Below are 19,588 nucleotides of genomic sequence, written 5' to 3'. Positions count from 1 at the left end.
AATGAGATCCGTTGCCCATGAAACTGTCCGCCGGCGCCTCCTACGAGGACCTCTATCGTGATTTCGTCTGGGAAATCCCCGAACGGTTCAACATGGGCGAGGTGGTCAGCGATGCCTGGGCGGCGCAGCATCCGGAACGCGTCTGCCTCCAGCATTTCAGCCTGGACGGCCATCATCTTGTGCTGACCTATGGCGGGCTTGCTGCCCGTTCGGCCTCTCTTGCAAACGCCTTCGTGTCGCTCGGCCTGAAACCAGGCGATCGCATCGGGCTTCTCCTGCCGCAGAGTTTCGAGACGGTGATCGCGCATGTGGCGATCTACAAGATGGGCGGCATCGCCCTGCCGCTGGCGCTGCTTTTCGGCGCCGAGGCGCTCGAATACCGCCTGAAGGCGTCCGGCGCGGCGGCGATCGTCACCAATGCCTTCGGGCTCACGCGGCTCGACGGCCTTTCGGAAAAGCTGCCAGACCTCAGGCATGTGATCGTCACGGGCAGTGTGGCCACCGGAGAAGAATGCCTCTCGTTCGATGAACTGGTCTCGGCTCATCCGCCCCTCTTCGAGGTGACGGGTACCGGCCCCGACGACCCGGCGTTGATGATCTTCACCTCCGGCACGACCGGACCACCCAAGGCGGCGCTGCACGGTCATCGGGTGCTCGCCGGTCATATTCCCGGCTTCCAGTTGGGTCACGAATTCGCACCCCAGGCAGGCGATCGCATCTGGACCCCTTCCGACTGGGCGTGGGCCGGCGGCCTGCTCAACGTATTGATGCCGGCTTTGATGCTCGGCATCCCGGTCGTCTCTTCGCCGGCTCAGAAATTCGATGCGGACATGGCCTTTCGCATCATGGCCGAGATGGACGTGCGCAACGCCTTCATCCCGCCGACCGCGCTTCGACTCATGCGTTCGGTCGCCAATCCGCGTGAGAAATACGATCTCAAGCTGCGCACGGTCACCTCGGCGGGAGAGGCCCTAGGCCGGGAAACCTATGATTGGGCGAAGTCTGCGCTGGGGCTGACGGTGAACGAGCTTTTCGGCCAGACGGAATGCAATTTCGTCCTGGGGTCGGCGGCCAATCTTGATGTTTCCAAAGGCGGAGCGATCGGCCGCGCGGTGCCCGGCCACCATGTGGCGATCATCGACGAAAAGGGCATCGAGCTGCCGGCCGGCAGAATGGGGCAGATTGCGATCCGCAGGCCCGATCCGGTGATGTTCCTCGGTTACTGGAACGATGCGGCGGCGACAGCGAACAAGTTCGTCGGCGACTGGCTGGTCACCGGGGACCTCGGCCGGCAGGACAGCGAAGGTTATGTAGAGTTCATCGGCCGGGACGATGACATCATCACCTCTTCCGGATACCGTATCGGGCCGAGCGAGATCGAGGACTGTCTGACCGGCCATCCGGCGGTGCGGCTGGCGGCGGCGGTCGGCAAGCCGGATCCGGTGCGCACCGAGATCGTCAAGGCCTATATCGCCTTGGCTCCGGGCTATCGTCCGAGCGACGATCTTGCGGCGGAGATCCGCGACTGGGTCAAGACGCGGCTTTCGATGCACGAATATCCGCGCGAGATCGCCTTCGTCGACGATATCCCGCTGACCACCACCGGCAAGGTGATCCGCCGGCTGCTGAGGGAAAGGGCAGCGGCCGAATAGAGCAGGCGTGCTGCGGCTTCCGGCAGAGATTGCGCGGGAGGGGACTATTCGGACCGGCCGGCGATCGACAGGATCTTTTCCCGAAGGATGCGGGCCATGTTGCGGGTATTGCGGTAGAGGTGAAGCTGGGCGGCGACCTGGCGCACGTCGCGGTCGCCGTTCTGGGCAAGCCCGATCACCAGCGTGCCCATTTCCTCGCGCTCTTCCCAGAACCGGCTCATGATCGGGTGGTCCGGCACCGCGCAGCTGTCGGTGCGTACGATGTTGGCGTCTTCCAGATGCCAGTCGGTCAGCTTCATCATCAGAAGCTTACCGGGAGAATATTTGGAAAAACCCTCGTCATAGGCGGTTTTCCAGGTATAGGCCTCGCCGGCCATGAGGAAGACGACGAGGGAGGCGATGGCGCGGCCCTCGAAATCGACGGTATGGATGCGTACTGCGTCGACTTCGGCGAGATTGGTGATCGCTTCGCGGGCGAAGGCCGAGCGGTAACGGTCGTTGATCAGCGCCGAGCGGCGGCGGCCCTTCCAGCCCTTGGCTTCCAGCGCCAGGAATTCCTCCATACGCAGCCGGACCTCTTCCGGTTGGCGGGCGACGGAATACGAAAGCCCGCCCCGTGCGGAAAGATTGCGCCAGAGGCGGCGCATCTCGCGGAAATGATGGGGCGAGATCGCGTGTTTCAGATAGGTGTCGCCGTCGGCGGAGCTTTCCAGCATCGGCCGCAGATACGGATCGGTCACCGAAACCGGCAGGTTGCGGCCGATCGCCACCGCCTTGGCGAGCTGCGCGAAGGGACCGTTCAGCCGCACGTCGGGCATCACCAGCACGGAAGGAAGGCGAGCTTCGCGGGCCGTCAGGGCTTCGAGCAGGTTGTCGATCGTTTCCGCCGCGTCTTCCGCATCCACGAGCGGTGTGCCGAGCGGGCCGAAGGGATTGGCCCAGGTGCGGATGATCGAGGCACCCATGGAGAAGCCCGGCTTTTCCACCGTGAAAGGCATCAAGAGGCGCATGCGGCTGCGCTCCCCCTGCTCGTCGCGGATGAGGGCGAGACGCACCTGCTTGTCCTCGACGCGCGGCATGGCGGGCGCCAGCAGCCTTGCGGAGAAGAAGATGTTCGGCTCCATCGCACGGTTGGAAAGGAATTCCAGTTCTTCCTGCAGGTCGTAGCCGAAGGCCGCCGGATAGAGGCAGAGCTCGCGGCCCGGACGGCCTATGGAAAGGCGCGTATCGGCATCGGGACGCGCGGCGCGGAACGGTTGCGTCAACGGAAAACGACCGCCGCCACTGCCTTCGAATTCGCCGCTGATCGGAGGTTGTGCCATGTCAGGAAGCCTTTGAAGGAGCGGAGGGCAGCGGATCGGCAAAGGCGAAGAGCACGATGCCGAGCGTGCGGCGGACGGCGATATGCAGGAGGATCGCCTCGATCATCATCGCGAATGCCGTCGCCATGGCGGCACCCGTCAACCCGAAGCGGGGGATGAGCGCCATGTTGAGGCCGATGCTGGCCGACAGCGTCACGGCATAGAGCAGGACGCAGAGGTTCTGGCGGCCGGCCATCGACAGCAGCACCTCACCCGGTCCGACCAGCGATTTCGCCAGGATGCCGGAAAACAGGATCGCCATCAGCCAATAGCCGGCGGTGAAGGCGCTGCCGAACAGCGACAGCAAGAGTTCGCCGGCGGCGAGCGCGCAAAGTCCCACGGCAAGCGAGGGCCAGAAGCTCCAGCGGGCGGTCTGGCCGGCAAAGGCTGCGAGCGACGTCATGTCCTCCTCCGCCATGATCGCCGAGAAGCGCGGGCCGGCGGCGGCCTTGATCGAAAAATAGACGAACTGCACGAGCACGATCGTCTTTGCCGCGGCATAATAGATGCCGACCTGATCGGGCGGCAGGTAGAGGCCGACGACGACGACATCCGCGTTGGTCAGCAGGAAGCCGATGCCGTCGACCAGGAAGAGCGGCAGCGAAACGCGGAACCAGGAGCCGATTTCAAACTGTCTCGGGCCTGGGCCGTAAAGCTTGCGCAGCCGCAGCGTCAGCCGGAGAAGCTGCGAGAGCGTCGTCACATAGGTTGCGGCAAGTGCTGCCTGCATGGCGGTGACGGCGGTATGCGCAGCACCGAACCACAGCGCCGCGAGCATGAAGACGAGGATCAGCGTCGGGCGGATGAGATAGGTCGGGCTCAACGCGACGATCGTCCAGCCGTTCGAGCGGGCGGTGCCGTCGAGCACGTCGCCGAGTGCGATCATCGGCATGGTAAACAAGGCAAGCGCAATCGGCACGAGATAATAGGGTTCGATCGTCTCGCCGAAGAGATACAGGAACAGGAAACCGATGCCAGCCACCGCGCTTGCCGAGAGGACGGCGATCAGGCGGACGGCGAGATTGAGGCCGCGCACGGAGGCTGTCTCGCCCCGCGCCTTGTGCTGGTGCAGGAAGCGGATGACGGATGTATGGAAACCAAGGCAGGAGAGATTGCCGGCAAGCACCACCAGGACCCAGACGAAGGCGAAGATGCCGTATTCGAACTCTCCCATCAGCCGGGCGAGCACGATCTGCGACACGAAGGCGATCGCCGCACTCAGAACCCGGATGACGAAGGCGATGAGGGCTCGGCGCTGGGCTCGGGCGGTCTCGTCGTCATCGGTGAGGACCGACCGGAGTTTGCGCGTAAGCGGAGCAAGCCGGGTCCTCAGACCAGGCGGAAGCAGTCTTTCCGCTGTTTCGATGACCGCCATGATGGGCACGCAATACTCGTAAAGCCGACGGGGACAATGGCGACAAGTGTTGCCACGTCAGGGTTAAGAAAGGGTTCGTCCCCCTCCCGAAGCCTTCACGATTGCCGATCATTCCGAGGTCCGTCATCGTCAGGAGCGATCCGCAGCGCGGCGGCTTGCGAGCGCGATGACGAGGGCAAGCCCGGTCAATCCGGCCGCGACGAGGAAGGTTGTGCGCATTCCCGCACCGACGGCCTGCGCCGAGGCGGCCAGCATATCCGTCGTGCCGGTGGCGCTCGCAAACACGGCACCCATGACCGATGCGCCCGTGACCAGGCCCAGATTGCGCGAGAGATTGATCATGCCGGAGACCGCGCCGCGCTGTTCCGGGGAAACATCCAGCATGACGGCGGTGTTGTTGGCGGCCTGGAACAGCTGATAGCCAGGTGTCAGGATGGCAATCGCCGCGACGTAACCGCCGATGCCGAGCACAGCAGGAAGGAAGGAGAGCGCGACGCACCCGGTCGTCATGGCGAGTAGGCCGGCGGCGACCATGGATGGCGCACCCAATCGGTCGATGATCCTCCCGGCCGGAATGCCGCTCAGCATGGAGATGACCGGCCCGACCGACAGCAGGAGGCCGGCCATTGCCGCATTGAGGCCAAGCGCACGGGAGAGGTAGAAGGGGCCGACCACCAGCGTCGCCATCATCACCGTCGAAACCAGCAGTCCCATGGCAAGGCTCCCGCCGAGGAAAGGTTGCCTGATCGTTGACAGGCGGATCAGCGGGGAGGCGATCCGGGCTTCCGCCACAGTAAAGACGGTGGCGCCCAATCCGGCCAACCCCAGGAGAACCATGTTCAGCGGCCCGAAGCCGCCGCGTCCAAGGGTCATGGCCAGCGCATAAGCGGCAAGCGTCGAGGCAAGCAGCAGGGTGCCGATCAGGTCGAATCCAGCGTTTTTCCTGTCTTGCGCCGTATCGTCGGCAGGCAGGTGGCGGCGGACGAACAGCAGAGCCAGAAGACCGAGCGGCACGTTGACCAGGAATATCGCCCTCCAGCCGAAGCCGGAGATGAGCAGGCCGCCGAGCGAGGGGCCAAGCGCGGTGCCGACCGCCGACATCGTGCCGAGCAATCCCATGGCGCCGCCTGTCCTGTCCCTCGGAACGGTTTCACCGATCAGGGCCATGGCAAGCGCCATCATGATGGCGGCGCCGAGCCCCTGTACGCCGCGGGCGACGACGAGCATCATCAGCGTCGGGGCGAAGCCGCTGATGACGGAGGCTGCCGTGAACAGCCAAAGGCCGGCGAGCAGAAGCCGCCTGCGGCCGAACATGTCCCCCAGCCGTCCCATGCTGACGATCAGCGTGGTGATCGCGAGCAGATAGGCGAGCACGATCCATTGGACCTCCTGGAATGACGCGCCGAAGGCTTCCGCGAGTGCCGGCAGGCCGACATTGGCGATGCTGGTGCCGAGCGAGGAAAGCAGTATGGAGAGGGACAGGGCGGCGAGCGCTCCGCGGGTCGAGCGCGTGGCTCCATCGGCCGGGGCCTTTTTCGTGCCGATATCTGAACTCCCGCTTTGATCCTGCTGCCGTACCGTTGCCATCGAAGGCCTCCGAAGTTGTTTCCGGATAACTGACCACGCGACATGGAATGGCGGAAGGCGCAGCATTTGCATTCAATTGATGCATTGAACGCCATGTCATCGCGGCGGTGCGCGTGCTATGCTCGCTCCATGTCCCGACCCGATCTCAATCTTCTCGTCACCCTCGACGTCCTGCTTTCCGAAGGCAGCGTGGCGCGGGCCGCCAGGCGATTGCGGCTCAGCCCATCAGCCATGAGCCGTGCGCTGGCGAGGCTGCGCGAGACGACGGGCGATCCCCTGCTGGTGCGCGCAGGCCGCGGCCTCGTCCCGACGCCACGGGCGCTGGAGCTTCGCGAGCAGGTCGGTATGCTCGTCAGGGATGCCGAAGCGGCCCTGCGGCCGGCGGAAGGGATCGATCTCCGGCAGCTCTCCCGGACGTTCACGATCAGGGCCAGCGACGGCTTCGTGGAAAATTTCGGCAATGCGCTGCTTTCCCGGGTCTTCGACGAGGCGCCCGGCGTTCGGCTGCGCTTCGTGCAGAAGCTCGACAAGGAAAACACGCCGCTTCGCGACGGGACGGTCGATCTGGAGCTTGGCGTCGCCGGCGCGGGCGCGGGGCCGGAACTCAGGATGCAGGCCCTGTTCCGCGACCGCTTCGTCGGTGTCGTGCGGACAGGGCACGCGCTTTGCGAAGGCGAGGTGACGCCGGCCCGTTATGCGGCCGGCCGCCATATCCTCGTTTCACGGCGGGGCCTCGACAAGGGGCCGATCGACGAGGCGCTGGCCCGGTCGGGGCTGGAGCGCGAGATCGCGGTCATCGTCAGTGGTTTCTCGGCGGCGCTGGCGCTTGCCCGCTCGTCCGACCTGATCGCCAGCGTGCCGGAACGGCAGACCCGGGCGCTGCGTGCCGGGATGGCCGGTTTCGCCCTTCCCGTTTCGATGCCGGAGATTACGGTGTCGCTGTTCTGGCACCCGCGCATGGAAGCGGATCCGGCGCATCGCTGGCTGCGGGGCTGCGTACGGGATGTCTGCGTTCAGTCTTCGGGAGCCGCGTGACGCGGCCGAAATGAAACGCCGCGGAATCGATCGACCCACGGCGTTTTGTTCATTCAGTCAGCGCCAGGCTCAGACCTGTTCGAAGGCGCCGTGGCAGTGCTTGTATTTCTTGCCCGAGCCGCAGGGGCAGGCCTCGTTGCGGCCGACCTTGCCCCAGGTGGACGGATCTTCCGGACGGCGATCCTCGGGTGCGGCGACGAAGTTCTCGCTGTCGAAGCCATTCACTTCGTTGAGGCCGGTCATCGGATCGACATGCTGTTCGTCATAAACGGCGGGCGGCTGCGGCGGTTCGGGGTTTTGCACCAGCTCGACGCGCATCAGCTGGGCGGTGACGGCCTCGCGGAGGTTGGCGAGCAGCGCCTGGAAGAGCTCAAAGGCCTCGGCCTTGTATTCCTGCAGCGGGTCACGCTGGGCGTAGCCGCGGAAGCCAATGACGGAGCGCAGGTGGTCGAGGTTGACGATGTGCTCGCGCCAGAGGTGGTCGAGCGTCTGGAGCAGCACGGAGCGCTCCACATAGTTCATGATCTCGACGCCGAAACGTTCGCGGCGATCGCTGGCGGCCTTGTCCGCAGCTGCCGTGATGCGTTCGCGGATATCGGTCTCACCGATGCCCTCTTCCTTCACCCAGTCCTCGACCGGCAGGTCGAGATTGAGCAGGCGGCCGACGTCTTCGCGAAGGCCCGCCGCATTCCACTGTTCCGCATAGGCCCGTTCGGGAATATGCTTGGTGACGAGAACCTCGATCACCTCGTTGCGCATCTCCTCGACGACGTCCGAAAGGTCCTCGGCATCCATCATCTCGATGCGCTGCTCGAAGATCACCTTGCGCTGGTCGTTGGTGACATCGTCGTATTTCAGAAGGTTCTTGCGGATGTCGAAGTTGCGGGCTTCGACCTTCTTCTGGGCGCGTTCGAGCGCCTTGTTGATCCAGGGATGGACGATCGCCTCGCCTTCCTTCAGGCCGAGCTTCTGCAGCATGCCGTCCATGCGGTCGGAGCCGAAGATGCGCATCAGGTCGTCCTGAAGCGACAGGTAGAATTTCGACCTGCCCGGGTCGCCCTGACGTCCGGAACGGCCGCGCAGTTGGTTGTCGATACGGCGGCTTTCGTGGCGTTCGGTGGCGATGACGTAAAGACCGCCGGCGGCGAGCGCCTTTTCCTTGAGCTGCTTGATCTCTTCGCGGATCGCAGCTTCCCGGGAGTGGCGCTCCGCCTCGTCCTCGATGCCTTCGAGTTCACGCTCGAGACGCATCTCCACATTGCCGCCGAGCTGGATGTCGGTGCCGCGGCCTGCCATGTTGGTGGCGATCGTCACGGCGCCGGGTACACCCGCCTGGGAGACGATATAGGCTTCCTGCTCATGGTAGCGGGCGTTGAGCACCTGAAACTTGTCGAACCCAGACTGGCGCAAAAGATTTGCCAGAAGCTCCGATTTCTCGATCGAGGTGGTGCCGACGAGAACCGGCTGGCCGCGCTCGTGAGCCTGTTTGATCTCTTCGATGATCGCCTTGAACTTCTCGTCGAAGGTCCGGTAGACCTCGTCGTCCTCGTCGATGCGCTGGATCGGCAGGTTGGTCGGCACTTCGACCACTTCGAGCTTGTAGATGTTGCCGAATTCCTCCGCTTCCGTAGCAGCCGTGCCGGTCATGCCGGCAAGTTTTGCGTACATGCGGAAATAATTCTGGAAGGTGATCGAGGAGAGCGTCTGGTTCTCCGGCTGGATCTGTACCTTCTCCTTGGCTTCGAGCGCCTGGTGCTGGCCTTCCGAATAACGGCGGCCGGGCATCATGCGGCCGGTGAACTCGTCGATGATGACGATCTCGCCGTTGCGGACGATATAGTCCTTGTCGCGGGTGAAGAGCTTGTGAGCTTTCAGCGCGTTGTTGATGTGGTGGACGATCGCGACGTTCTCGACGTCGTAGAGGGATTCGCCCTTCAGCAGGCCTGCGGCGCGCAGCAGGTTTTCGAGCTTCTCGGTGCCGACTTCGGAGAAGTTTGCGGAACGCTGTTTCTCGTCGATCTCGTAGTCTTCGGCGGAAAGCTGGGGAATGAAGGCATCGATCGTGTTGTAGAGCTCGGAGCGGTCGTCGAGCGGGCCGGAGATGATCAGCGGCGTGCGCGCCTCGTCGACGAGGATCGAGTCCACTTCGTCGACGATCGCGTAATTGTGTCCGCGCTGCACCATCTGGGCGCGCTCGTACTTCATGTTGTCGCGCAGGTAGTCGAAGCCGAGCTCGTTGTTGGTGGCGTAGGTGATGTCGCAGGCATAGGCGGCGCGGCGCTGGTCGTCGTCGAGACCATGGATGATGACGCCCGTGGTCAAGCCGAGGAAGCCGTAGAGACGGCCCATCGTGGTGGCGTCGCGCTGGGCGAGGTAGTCGTTGACGGTCACCACATGCACGCCCTTGCCGGCGAGCGCATTCAGGTAGACGGGAAGTGTGGCGACCAGCGTCTTGCCTTCGCCGGTCTTCATTTCGGCGATGGCGCCGTCGTGAAGGATCATGCCGCCGGTGAGCTGCACGTCGAAGGGGCGCATGCCGAGAACGCGGCGGGAGGCTTCGCGAACCACGGCGAAGGCCGGCACCAGGATGTCGTCGAGCGTCTTGCCCTCGGCAAGCAGCTTCTTGAATTCCGCCGTCTGGGCGGCAAGCTGGGCATCGGAGAGAGCCTTGGTCTTCTCCTCGATCGCATTGATGGCGTCTATGGACGGTCGGTAGCCACGCACGCGGCGATCGTTTGCCGAACCGAACAATTTGCGGGCAATGCCGCCAAGGCTGACCATATGAATGGTCCTTTCTGAATACAATTCCAAGGGCTCGCGGGCGTGGGCGCCGGTCTGTCCGATGACGACAAAATGACCCGCCACGCCCGGAAACTCTGCTGGACGCAAGGTTGCGTGACAGATAAGAGGGGGGTCGAATGATGTCAACGGTAATGGCCGATACAGAATGGCCACAATCCGGTGTTTGTGAAGGATTTCCGGCCGGAATCAGGCATTCCGGGACCGGTGCCCCTATCGAAAGGTAAATCGATGTTGCGCCATAAATTCCTCGTAACGGCCGCTCTTGCCGCAGCGATCCTCACACAGGCTCCCGCCTTCGCCGCCGACGATCCGGTCGTTGCCAAGGTCGGCAGCCTGGAAATCCGCCAGTCCGAGCTCGATATCGCCGTCCAGAACCTCGACCCGCAGCTTGCCCAGCTGCCCGACGAGCAGAAGAAGGTTGCCGCCCTTTCCGGCGCGATCGACGTGAAGCTGCTTGCCGCCGGCGCGGTCAAGGAAGGCGTCAAGGACACCGACGACTTCAAGAAGCGCATGGCCTATATCGGCGACCGCGAGCTGCACAACGCCTATTTCCGCAAGCATGTCATCGACGCGACGAGCGATGCGGAAGTGAAGGCCCGCTACGACAAGGAAATCGCGTCCCTTCCGAAGCAGGAAGAAGTGCATGCCCGCCATATCCTGGTGAAGACCGAGGACGAGGCGAAGGCGATCATCACGGCCCTCGACAAGGGTGGCGATTTCGCGGCGCTTGCCAAGGAAAAATCGCAGGACTCGAACAAGGACGAAGGTGGAGACCTCGGCTGGTTCGGCCACGGCCAGATGGTTCCGGAGTTCGAGGAAGCCGCTTTCGGCCTGCAGAAGGGCGCCTATACCAAGACCCCGGTCAAGTCGCAGTTCGGCTTCCACGTCATCAAGCTCGAAGACAAGCGCGACACCCCGCCCCCGGCTTTCGAACAGGTCCAGGACCAGGTCAAGCAGCTCGTCATGCGCGACAAGTACGTGGCGCTGATCACCAAGGCCAAGGCCGAGCAGAAGATCGATATCGTCGATCCGGCGCTCAAGAAGGGTTACGACGACGTCAGCAAGATGCAGGACGGCGGCGACGCCCCGGTTCCGGCCCAGCAGTAATTGCAGTAAATACTCCCTCATCTGCAGATCCTTCACCCGGGTTCGAACCTGGAACGCCGGAGCAGCAGGTGAGGGGCAGTAGGTCCGTTTGTGATTGGATCTTCGGTCAAGCCCGAGGATGACGAATGTGTGGGGGCCGGCATGCGCCAATCGCTACCGTTGAAATCGCCGGGCCTATCTTGAGGCGCCGGCGGGACACCCTCTCCTTCGTCGTCCTTGGGCTTGACCCGAGGATCCAATCACAAGCAATCAGCAAATCAACGGCCGGATAGGTCCGGTCTTTCTCATTTCCCGGCAGGTATTTGACGATGTCCGCTTCCGTTTCGCCGCTCGCTCCGAAGTCCTATCCCGAGATGCCGTCGCTGCGCGGCGTGCGCATGGCGACGGCCGCCGCCGGGATCAAGTACAAGAACCGCACCGATGTGCTGCTCATGGTTTTCGACAAGCCGGCGGCGGTCGCAGGCGTCTTTACGCGCTCCAAGTGCCCCTCGGCGCCGGTCGATTTCTGCCGTGCCAATCTGCCGCACGGGATTGCGCGGGCCGTCGTCGTCAATTCCGGCAATGCAAACGCCTTTACCGGCCTCAAGGGCAAGGCTGCGACCTCGCTGACCGCGAAATCGGCGGCCGAAGCGGTCGGTTGCGAGGAAACGCAAGTCTACCTGGCTTCGACCGGCGTCATCGGCGAACCGCTCGACGCGACGAAGTTCGCCGGCGTGCTCGCCGACATGAACAGGACCGCCACTGGCGATTTCTGGCAGGAAGCGGCCAAGGCGATCATGACGACCGACACCTATCCCAAGGTTGCGACCCGCACCGCCGAGATCGGCGGCGTCAAGGTGACGATCAACGGCATTGCCAAGGGCGCCGGCATGATCGCACCCGACATGGCGACCATGCTCTCCTTCGTGGTCACCGATGCGGATATCGCGCCTGCCGTGCTGCAGAGCCTGTTGTCCGCCGGCGTCGAGCCGAGCTTCAATTCGATGACCGTCGACAGCGACACCTCGACCTCCGACACGCTGATGCTGTTTGCGACCGGGGCCGCCGCCGTGGATGGCCAGAAACGTATCGACAATGCCGACGATCCGGCGCTTGCCGGCTTCCGCGCCGCGCTGAACGATCTTCTCAAAAACTTGGCGATCCAGGTCGCCCGGGACGGCGAAGGCGCCACCAAGATGCTCGAAATCACCGTGACTGGCGCCGAAAGCGATGCCGCGGCCAAGACGATCGCGCTGTCGATCGCCAATTCGCCGCTCGTCAAGACAGCAGCCGCCGGCGAGGACGCCAACTGGGGCCGTATCGTGATGGCGGTCGGCAAGGCAGGCGAAGCTGCAGACCGCGACCGCCTAGCGATCTGGTTCGGCGACGTGCGGGTCGCGGTCAATGGCGAGCGCGATCCGGGCTATTCGGAAGAAGCCGCATCGAACGTGATGAAGAAGCAGGATATCCCGGTGAGGGTCGATCTCGGCCTCGGCCAAGGCAAGGCAACCGTCTGGACCTGCGACCTCACGAAGGAATATGTCGCCATCAACGGCGATTACCGGAGCTGATCGGAGTTGGTGCAGGCCTTGTCTTCCGGAAACGATCTTCCGCTTGTCCGGCGGCTTGAAGCCGTGGGTTTTCGTGCCTGGCCGGCCGCTTCCGTCGTTTATGACGGAAGCTGGCAGGTGCGGCTGACCGGCGGTCATCCTTCCAAGCGGCTGAACTGCATCGTGCCGCTCGATCCGTCCGACCATCGGGACATGGGTATGCGGATCGACAAGGCACGCAAGCGTTTCGACGATTACGGCCGCCGCCTGGTCATCCGCGAGACGCCGCTTGCGCCGGCCGCGCTCATTGAGCACCTGGATCAGACCGGATGGTGGCCTTTCGAAACCGTCGATGTCCTGACTGTCGATCTCACCGAACTCGAACTGCCCGATACGCTCGACTACCTGCCGAGCCACGACATCGGCCGTTTCGCCGATGCGAGCCTTGCGATCGACGGCGAGGACCCTGCGCTGAAACCGGCGCTCGCGGAAATCCTGAGCTCCATCAGGCCGACATCCGGCTTCTTCATCAAGGAGAGCCCGCAGGCCGGTCCCGTCGCCACGGCGCTTTGCGTGCAGGACAACGATCTTGCCGGCATCATGTCTTTCGCTGTGGCCGAAAGGCTGCGCCGGACCGGTATCGGCACGGAGATCCTGACTGCGGCCCTGCGCTGGGCGCGGATCAGCGGCGCGCGATCGGCCTGGCTGCAGGTGGTTTCCGACAATGTTCCGGCATTGGGGCTCTATCGGCGGTTCGGTTTCCGCAAGGCTTACGAATACCGATATTGGCGCCAGGAAGGATAAGGACGGCCGAGCATGAGCGACACGCCCCGCAAACTCCTGCTGGTCGCCGCCTGTGCGCTGATCGACAGCGACGGCCGCATCCTTCTGGCGCAGCGTCCGGAAGGTAAGTCGCTGGCCGGCCTCTGGGAGTTTCCCGGCGGCAAGGTGGAACCCGGCGAGACGCCTGAGGAAACGCTGGTGCGCGAACTCGAGGAAGAGCTCGGCATTACCACGAAGATCCCCTGCCTTGCGCCGCTCACCTTCGCCAGCCACACCTACGAGACGTTCCACCTCCTGATGCCGCTTTATGTCTGCCGGCGTTTCGAGGGTATTCCGACGGGCCGTGAAGGCCAGGCGATCAAGTGGGTCAGGCCGATGGCGCTGCGCGACTACCCGATGCCTCCCGCCGACGAGCCGCTGATCCCGATCCTCCAGGATCTCTTGTGATTCCGGCTCGGACCGATAAAATTAGAACAATCGAATTTATCTGGCATTAAGAAATCGTTTAGCCGGTTGTGGCACTCTCCGGCCCTATCCAAGTGACTGCGTTATGGGGCTATCGAGGCATGGACGACGAATTCTGGAAAACCGTTCCGGTCCGGCAGCGGACGGGATACGGCTCCGGCAGGACCGGCGCGCTCAATATCGCGCTGCTGTTCGGCACCGCCGCCATCGCGCTTTCGCTGATCGTGACCCCGATGCTGGCCGGCCGCGACGACCAGCGGCGCCTCGCCAATGTCCAGGAAGATTTCGACCTGATCACCACCGGCTCGATCAAGCCCGCCGAAAAGGGCGTCAAGCATTATACGATCCGCCGCAGCGTGCTGCAGGAAACGCCGGGCGAGGTCTGCATCGTCCAAGGCTACGGCTCGGGTGATGACTGCTGATTAACGGTTATGCGATATCCTTATGGCAGTTGCATACCATTCGTCAGAAACAAAGGGCACGCCATGCGCTTTCTCCGCTCATTCCTTCGCGACGAACGCGGGGCGACGGCCGTCGAATACGGGTTGATCGTGGCGGTCCTGTCGCTGGCGATGATCGCCGGGTTTGGTCAGTTCACCGGAGCGCTGAACGACATGTTCGGCTTTATCGGTACCAAGATCGACAACCCGTCACCCTGATTTTCCGGGTTTGTCTGCCGTTCCGGTGCCAACGCGCAATGCATCCGCCAGCCGCATCTTCGCCGAGCCCGGCTTCAACGGCTGCTGCTGGCTTTCGTGCGGCGCCCAGCCCGAGACGTAGATGATCGAAAAGGTAGCACGGATGCGGCCGTCCGGGTCCGAATAACGCTCCGCATAGATCTCCGCCGCCCTCACGAAAAATTGCCGTGTCACCGGTATCCGGCTGCGGCCGGTCAGCGGATTGGTCATGCCCATGGCGCGAAGATCCCGCATCAGCGGAAACAGCGAGTCGTAACGCACCGTGTAAGTCTCGGCATCGATGACCGGCAGCGCGAAGCCCGCGCGCTGGAGCAGGGCGCCGACGTCGCGGACATCGGCGAAGGGAATGACGCGCGGGCTGGCGCCGCCGATGAGTTCCGCCTCGGCGGAGAGAAGAACGTCGCGCAGTTCGGCAAGCGTGCCGGCGCCGGGAATCGCGGCGAGGAAAAGCCCGTCCGGTTTCAGGGCGCGGCGGATGCGTACCAGCGCGCCCGGCGTGTCGTTGACGAGATGCAGCGCGAGCGGGGAGAGCACCAGGTTGACGGAGGCCGGCTCCAGAGGAACGTCTTCCAGCGTGGCGGTCTCGACGGGTTCACCGGTGCGGGCAAAGGCGGGATCGGTCTCGACGCGGCGCATGATATCGACCTTGCCGGTGGCGAGCGCCTCGCGGGCGGTGATGCCCGTTCCGCCATGCAGTTCGACCGCCGTCTCGAATTGGCGTTCCACGACGGCCAGACGGTCGGCAAGCTCGCGGGCGGCGATCTCCAGCAGAAAGGCGGCCTTCTCGTCGCCTGCCGCCAGCGCCCTTTTCCGCCGTGCCGCGATCAGCTGTTCGTCGAAGAGAATTTCCATCGTTTTCCCATCCATTCTGCCGGTCGCAAAGGCGCCTTCCGTCCTGTATTGTCAACCCATGACCGCCGAGCCTCGTGCCAGTACCCTCCAGTTTGTAACATCGTTTGCCGCAGCGTGGACGAAGGCGTTCGGCGATCTTTTCTATCCGCCGATCTGTCCGGGCTGCGGCGTGCGCACCGGCGGGCACCGCGGCCTCTGCCCTTCCTGCTGGCGGGAGATGCGTTTCATCGAACGGCCCTATTGCGAGGTCCTCGGCCTGCCGTTCTCCTACGATCCGGGCGCGGGCATGCTGTCGGCGGAGGCGATCGCCAACCCGCCCGTCTTCGACCGGTTGAGATCGGCGGCGATCTTCGAAGGGGCGGCGCGCAATCTCGTCCATTCGCTGAAATACCGGGACCGGACCGACCTTGCGCCGATGATGGCCGGCTGGATGCTGCGCGCGGCGGAAAGCCATGTGGCGGATTGCGACGGCATCCTGCCGGTGCCGCTCCACCGCTTCCGCTTCGCCTCGCGGAAATTCAACCAGGCGGCGGAACTCGGGCGGCACCTTTCGCAGGCCTCCGGCCGGCCCTTCCTGCCGTCGACACTCATCCGCGTCAAACGGACCAGCCGTCAGGTGGGGCTTTCGGCCAATGCGCGCGAGGAGAATGTCCGGGCCGCTTTCGCGATCGCGCCGGGCCATGAAGCGGATGTTTTCGGCAAGCGCCTGGTGCTGGTCGACGACGTCTATACGACCGGGGCGACCGTTTCTTCCGCGACCCGCGCGCTGAAGAAGGCAGGCGCCGCCGACGTCACGGTTTTGACCTTTGCAATGGCGGTTTCCGGGCCTATATGACGGAAGATGACAATTTTTCGCGTGGCCTTTTTCCCGCCTGGCTGCGCCGGAGACGATCATGGCAGACGTGACAATCTATACCCGCGAATATTGCGGCTACTGCGCCCGCGCCAAGGCTTTGCTGGACACCAAGGGCGTCCAGTATATCGAGCATGACGCCACCTATTCCAGGGAACTGCGCGAGGAGATGATCGCCAAGGCGAACGGCCGCTCGACCTTCCCGCAGATCTTCATCGACGGCACCCATGTGGGCGGCTGCGACGACCTGCATGCGCTGGACCGGGCCGGCAAGCTGGACCCGATGCTGGCCAATTGAGGTTTTCACGATGACGATCAAGATTGCAGCGATCCAGATGTGTTCCGGCATCAACCCGGAGAAGAACGCCGCCGATATGGCCCGGCTCGTCCGCGAGGCCGCCGCTCAGGGCGCGACCTATATCCAGACGCCGGAAATGACGGGCATGCTGCAGCGCGACCGCAAGGCGGCGCGCGAGGTGTTGCGCGACGAGGCCGGCGACGTCATCGTTTCGACCGCCCGCGGCCTTGCCAGCGAACTCGGCATCCACCTGCATATCGGCTCGACGGCGATCGCGAGACCCGACGGCAAGATCGCCAACCGGGCCTTCCTTTTTGCGCCCGGCGGCCGGCTGGTCACCACCTATGACAAGATCCATATGTTCGATGTCGATCTGGACAATGGCGAAAGCTGGCGCGAAAGCTCCGCCTACGAGCCGGGCGGTGAGGCCCGGGTGGCGGATCTGCCGTTCGGCAAGCTCGGTTTCGCGATCTGCTATGACGTGCGGTTTCCGCAGCTTTTCCGGAGCGAGGCGCTTGCCGGCGCCGAGATCCTGACCGTGCCCGCCGCATTCACCCGCCAGACGGGCGAGGCGCACTGGGAAATCCTGCTCAGGGCCCGCGCCATCGAGAACGGCACCTTCCTGATCGCCGCCGCCCAGGCCGGCGTGCACGAGGACGGCCGCGAGACCTTCGGCCATTCGATGATCGTCGATCCCTGGGGCAAGGTGCTCAATTCGGCCGGCGGCACGGGCGAAGCGATCGTGCTGGCCGAGATCGACATTGCGGCGGTGAAGGCCGCGCGCGGAAAAATCCCGAACCTCAAGAATTCCCGCGAGTTCACGCTCGAGACCGTGTCCGATGTGGCGGGAGGTGTTGCAGCTTGATCAAATATTCCCTTTCTTGCGAAAACGCCCACACGTTCGAGGGCTGGTTTTCCGCGAGCGCCGATTTCGACACCCAGGTGGCAAGCGGTTTCCTGACCTGCCCCGTCTGCAGCTCGTCTTCCATTTCCAAGAGCCTGATGGCGCCCTCCGTTTCGACCGCCCGCAAAAAGGAGGAGAAACAGGCGATGGTCATGGACATCGCCCGGCAGGAAGCGATCGCCAAGATCAGGCAGGCGATCGCCGAGATCAAGGCGAGCGCCGAGGATGTCGGCGAGAAGTTCCCGGAAGAGGCGCGCAAGATCCATTACGGCGAAGCGGATGCACGCGGCATCGTCGGCCAGGCGAGCCTCGGCGAGGTGCGCGACCTTCTGGAAGAGGGCATCGAGGTGGCGCCGATGCCGGTGCTGCCCGAGGATGCGAACTGATCGCGCTTACGAAGAGTGGTATTTCAAAGAACCCGATAAGGTCGGAGAGGTTGAAGATCGCTCCGGCCTTTCGTTTTTTGACATGCAGCAGGGGTTCGAGCAACGGACACCGCTCGGCGGCCACGCAATTCCGGACACAAAACCGGTTCCCACTTTGCTGGATTTGCTTGTCCGCAGCCGGAATGAAATCGGAAGGCCGTGAAGTTTCTCACCCCTCCCGCTTGGCGAGCAGCATGTAGTTGACGTCCATATCGGGGGAGAGGTTCCAGCGGTCCTGGAGGGGATTGAAGAAGACGCCGGTGCGGTGGATGATTTCCATGCCCGATGCGGCAATCGGCTTTTCCAGCTCTTCCGGGCGGACCAGTTTTTCATATTGGTGGGTGCCGCGCGGCAGCCAGCGCAGGATGTTTTCGGCGGCGAAGATGGCAAGCGCGCCGGCCTTGAAGGTGCGATTGATGGTGGCGACGAACATCAGACCGCCGGGCCGGACCATTTTCGCGCAGGTGGAGATGAAGAAATCCACGTCCGCGACATGTTCCACGACTTCCATGTTGAGCACCACGTCGAAGGTCTCGCCGGCTTCGGCGAGCTGTTCGGCCGTGACGGCGCGGTAATCGACCGAAGTGCCGGTCTCGGCCGCGTGCGTGGAGGCGATGCCGATGTTCTTTTCCGAAGGATCGGCGCCGACGACGGTGGCGCCCATACGGGCGATGGGTTCCGACAGAAGGCCGCCGCCGCAACCGATATCGAGAATGCGCAGGCCGGAAAGCGGCAGATGGCCCTTCGGCTCACGGCCGAAATTCTCGCAGATACGGTCGCGGAGATAGGTGAGCCGCACAGGATTGAACTTGTGGAGCGGCCTGAACTTGCCGGTCGGATCCCACCACTCGGCGGCCATGGCGGAGAACCGGTCGACTTCGCTCTGATCAATCGTCGTACGGCTGGCTTCGGTCATGGTCTTCATCCTTCGTTTTCACCGACTGAAGTCGGACGGGAGGCGGGAGAAGTCAAGAGAGGTTGTGCTCGGAGCGCCGCATTGCCGCAATACGGCGGAAGAGGGCGTGCAGGTCCCCGGCCGGATGCTCATCCCGAAGCTCCCGGACGTCCTCCATCGCCGTCCGGTAGACCTCGTAATAGTCGGGTGCCTGGTTGGCGATGCAGAGCGGAAGATCGGCGCAGGCCCGCCCGCTCAGGCCGATCTCCTGATGGGCGCGCACCTTGAGCGCCTGATGCGGTGACGGCACCATGGGGCCGCTGCAGGTGCCTTTGCGACGGCATGCGCGCAAACGGCAGAGACCGTGTATCACGGGGGCGAGGGATGAGGTGAGGCGGCAAAGCTCCTCATGCTGCTCGGCGCGAAGCTTTTCGTAATCGTCGAAGTCCGGTCCATGCATTTGCGTCTCCTTGTCCTGTCTCACGATATACTCATCCCGTGGCGATCCTTCGGGTCTCTCTTGCTCACCCGCGGCGGAGGACGGCAGAGTCCTCCCTTGGTGCTGTGAGCGGGTTTCAGTTTCGGCCGGGACACGTCGTGTGCCTCGAATGAAATTTTAACAGTGACACGCGACGTGCCCCGTTCGGTGTGTTTATCCGCGCAACTCCGGTCCCTCTGCGGCGGCATGGGCTTACGTCCTTGCGGATGCCATGCCGGGTTGTGTGCGACACACGCACGCCCCGCCTTAAAGGCGGGAGGGAGACCATTTTCTGCGCAGCCCCCGGCAGTCCGTTTGCATAAGGACGGCCTGCCGGATCACCGGCCCCACCTCGCCGGTTATGCATGTCGGGCGACATGCACAATTGACCCCCGGACGGCATAAAGAAGTGACCCCTCTGTTTTGAGAGGAGCAATAGATGACGATTGAGATTTCGGTGAATCCTGCATTGTCGAGAGGGATGCAGGG

The 19,588-nt window shown here is 63.7% G+C and carries 18 protein-coding genes and 1 pseudogene; 12 read left to right on the top strand and 7 right to left on the bottom strand.

The genetic code is table 11. The features are described 5' to 3' along the window. Positions 1-17 precede the first annotated feature (17 nt). Entirely contained in the window at positions 18-1,652 is a 1,635-nt protein-coding gene (locus DMO26_RS30750; RefSeq protein WP_117196122.1) for an AMP-binding protein, read from the top strand. A gap of 44 nt (positions 1,653-1,696) precedes the next feature. Here the strand turns inward: DMO26_RS30750 and DMO26_RS30745 are convergent, their stop codons facing one another. The 3 genes from DMO26_RS30745 to DMO26_RS30735 form a co-directional block, all read right to left on the bottom strand. After that, the gene (locus tag DMO26_RS30745; RefSeq protein ID WP_117196121.1) at positions 1,697-2,974 is read right to left on the bottom strand and encodes a GNAT family N-acetyltransferase; all 1,278 of its coding nucleotides are present in this window, start codon (positions 2,972-2,974) and stop codon (positions 1,697-1,699) included. Position 2,975: 1 nt separating this feature from the next. Next, a complete protein-coding gene (locus tag DMO26_RS30740; RefSeq protein ID WP_319025422.1) occupies positions 2,976-4,397 on the bottom strand; it encodes a lipopolysaccharide biosynthesis protein in 1,422 nt (473 codons plus the stop codon). A 120-nt stretch (positions 4,398-4,517) separates the two neighbouring features. Further along, on the bottom strand, positions 4,518-5,975 hold the full coding sequence (locus DMO26_RS30735; protein WP_117196119.1) for an MFS transporter: 1,458 nt from the start codon (positions 5,973-5,975) through the stop codon (positions 4,518-4,520). Positions 5,976-6,104: 129 nt separating this feature from the next. Here DMO26_RS30735 and DMO26_RS30730 point away from each other — a divergent pair, with 129 nt between their 5' ends. After that, a complete protein-coding gene (locus DMO26_RS30730) occupies positions 6,105-7,010 on the top strand; it encodes a LysR family transcriptional regulator (protein WP_117196118.1) in 906 nt (301 codons plus the stop codon). Positions 7,011-7,079: 69 nt separating this feature from the next. Here the strand turns inward: DMO26_RS30730 and secA are convergent, their stop codons facing one another. Next, entirely contained in the window at positions 7,080-9,791 is a 2,712-nt protein-coding gene (gene secA / locus DMO26_RS30725) for a preprotein translocase subunit SecA (protein WP_117196117.1), read from the bottom strand. A gap of 249 nt (positions 9,792-10,040) precedes the next feature. Here secA and DMO26_RS30720 point away from each other — a divergent pair, with 249 nt between their 5' ends. From DMO26_RS30720 to DMO26_RS30695, 6 genes and pseudogenes are all read left to right on the top strand, one after another. Beyond that, entirely contained in the window at positions 10,041-10,919 is an 879-nt protein-coding gene (locus DMO26_RS30720; protein ID WP_117196116.1) for a peptidylprolyl isomerase, read from the top strand. Between the two features lie 308 nt (positions 10,920-11,227). Beyond that, positions 11,228-12,469: a bifunctional glutamate N-acetyltransferase/amino-acid acetyltransferase ArgJ gene (gene argJ, locus DMO26_RS30715; protein ID WP_117196115.1), complete on the top strand. Its 1,242-nt coding sequence runs from the start codon at positions 11,228-11,230 to the stop codon at positions 12,467-12,469. After that, positions 12,438-13,252, top strand: a pseudogene (locus DMO26_RS30710) (GNAT family N-acetyltransferase). The gene argJ and the pseudogene DMO26_RS30710 overlap by 32 nt, the downstream one beginning before the upstream one ends. A 12-nt stretch (positions 13,253-13,264) precedes the next feature. Continuing rightward, a complete protein-coding gene (gene mutT, locus DMO26_RS30705; RefSeq protein ID WP_117196113.1) occupies positions 13,265-13,678 on the top strand; it encodes an 8-oxo-dGTP diphosphatase MutT in 414 nt (137 codons plus the stop codon). A 119-nt stretch (positions 13,679-13,797) separates the two neighbouring features. Beyond that, on the top strand, positions 13,798-14,118 hold the full coding sequence (locus tag DMO26_RS30700) for a hypothetical protein (protein ID WP_117196112.1): 321 nt from the start codon (positions 13,798-13,800) through the stop codon (positions 14,116-14,118). Between the two features lie 63 nt (positions 14,119-14,181). Continuing rightward, entirely contained in the window at positions 14,182-14,355 is a 174-nt protein-coding gene (locus DMO26_RS30695; protein ID WP_117196111.1) for a Flp family type IVb pilin, read from the top strand. On the opposite strand, the gene DMO26_RS30690 is transcribed toward DMO26_RS30695, so the two are convergent. After that, positions 14,347-15,246 (bottom strand): methyltransferase domain-containing protein, encoded by a 900-nt coding sequence (locus tag DMO26_RS30690; protein ID WP_117196110.1) that lies wholly within the window; start codon positions 15,244-15,246, stop codon positions 14,347-14,349. The two genes, DMO26_RS30695 and DMO26_RS30690, sit on opposite strands and share 9 nt — an antisense overlap. A gap of 58 nt (positions 15,247-15,304) precedes the next feature. On the opposite strand from DMO26_RS30690, the gene DMO26_RS30685 reads away from it, so the two are divergent. From DMO26_RS30685 to DMO26_RS30670, 4 genes are read left to right on the top strand one after another with little or no spacing between them, the layout of a single operon-like run. Further along, positions 15,305-16,081, top strand: coding sequence for a ComF family protein (locus tag DMO26_RS30685; RefSeq protein WP_117196109.1), 777 nt, complete (start codon positions 15,305-15,307; stop codon positions 16,079-16,081). Between the two features lie 58 nt (positions 16,082-16,139). Beyond that, positions 16,140-16,397 carry a glutaredoxin 3 gene (gene grxC / locus DMO26_RS30680; RefSeq protein ID WP_117196108.1) on the top strand — a complete coding sequence of 86 codons (258 nt, stop codon included), beginning with the start codon at positions 16,140-16,142 and terminating at the stop codon, positions 16,395-16,397. Between the two features lie 10 nt (positions 16,398-16,407). Beyond that, on the top strand, positions 16,408-17,262 hold the full coding sequence (locus DMO26_RS30675; RefSeq protein WP_117196107.1) for a carbon-nitrogen hydrolase family protein: 855 nt from the start codon (positions 16,408-16,410) through the stop codon (positions 17,260-17,262). Next, positions 17,259-17,687, top strand: coding sequence for a DUF1178 family protein (locus DMO26_RS30670; protein ID WP_117196106.1), 429 nt, complete (start codon positions 17,259-17,261; stop codon positions 17,685-17,687). The genes DMO26_RS30675 and DMO26_RS30670 overlap by 4 nt, the downstream gene beginning before the upstream one ends. Positions 17,688-17,895: 208 nt before the next feature. On the opposite strand, the gene ubiG is transcribed toward DMO26_RS30670, so the two are convergent. Together ubiG and DMO26_RS30655 are read right to left on the bottom strand one after the other, a co-directional pair. Then, positions 17,896-18,642, bottom strand: a complete 747-nt coding sequence (gene ubiG / locus DMO26_RS30660) for a bifunctional 2-polyprenyl-6-hydroxyphenol methylase/3-demethylubiquinol 3-O-methyltransferase UbiG (protein WP_117196152.1) — start codon at positions 18,640-18,642, stop codon at positions 17,896-17,898. 52 nt (positions 18,643-18,694) lie between these two features. Continuing rightward, a complete protein-coding gene (locus tag DMO26_RS30655) occupies positions 18,695-19,081 on the bottom strand; it encodes a hypothetical protein (RefSeq protein WP_117196104.1) in 387 nt (128 codons plus the stop codon). Positions 19,082-19,588 lie beyond the last annotated feature (507 nt).

The sequence above is a fragment of the Rhizobium terrae genome (assembly GCF_003425685.1).
Lineage (GTDB): Bacteria > Pseudomonadota > Alphaproteobacteria > Rhizobiales > Rhizobiaceae > Neorhizobium > Neorhizobium terrae.
This window is presented reverse-complemented; position numbering and strand designations above follow the sequence as displayed.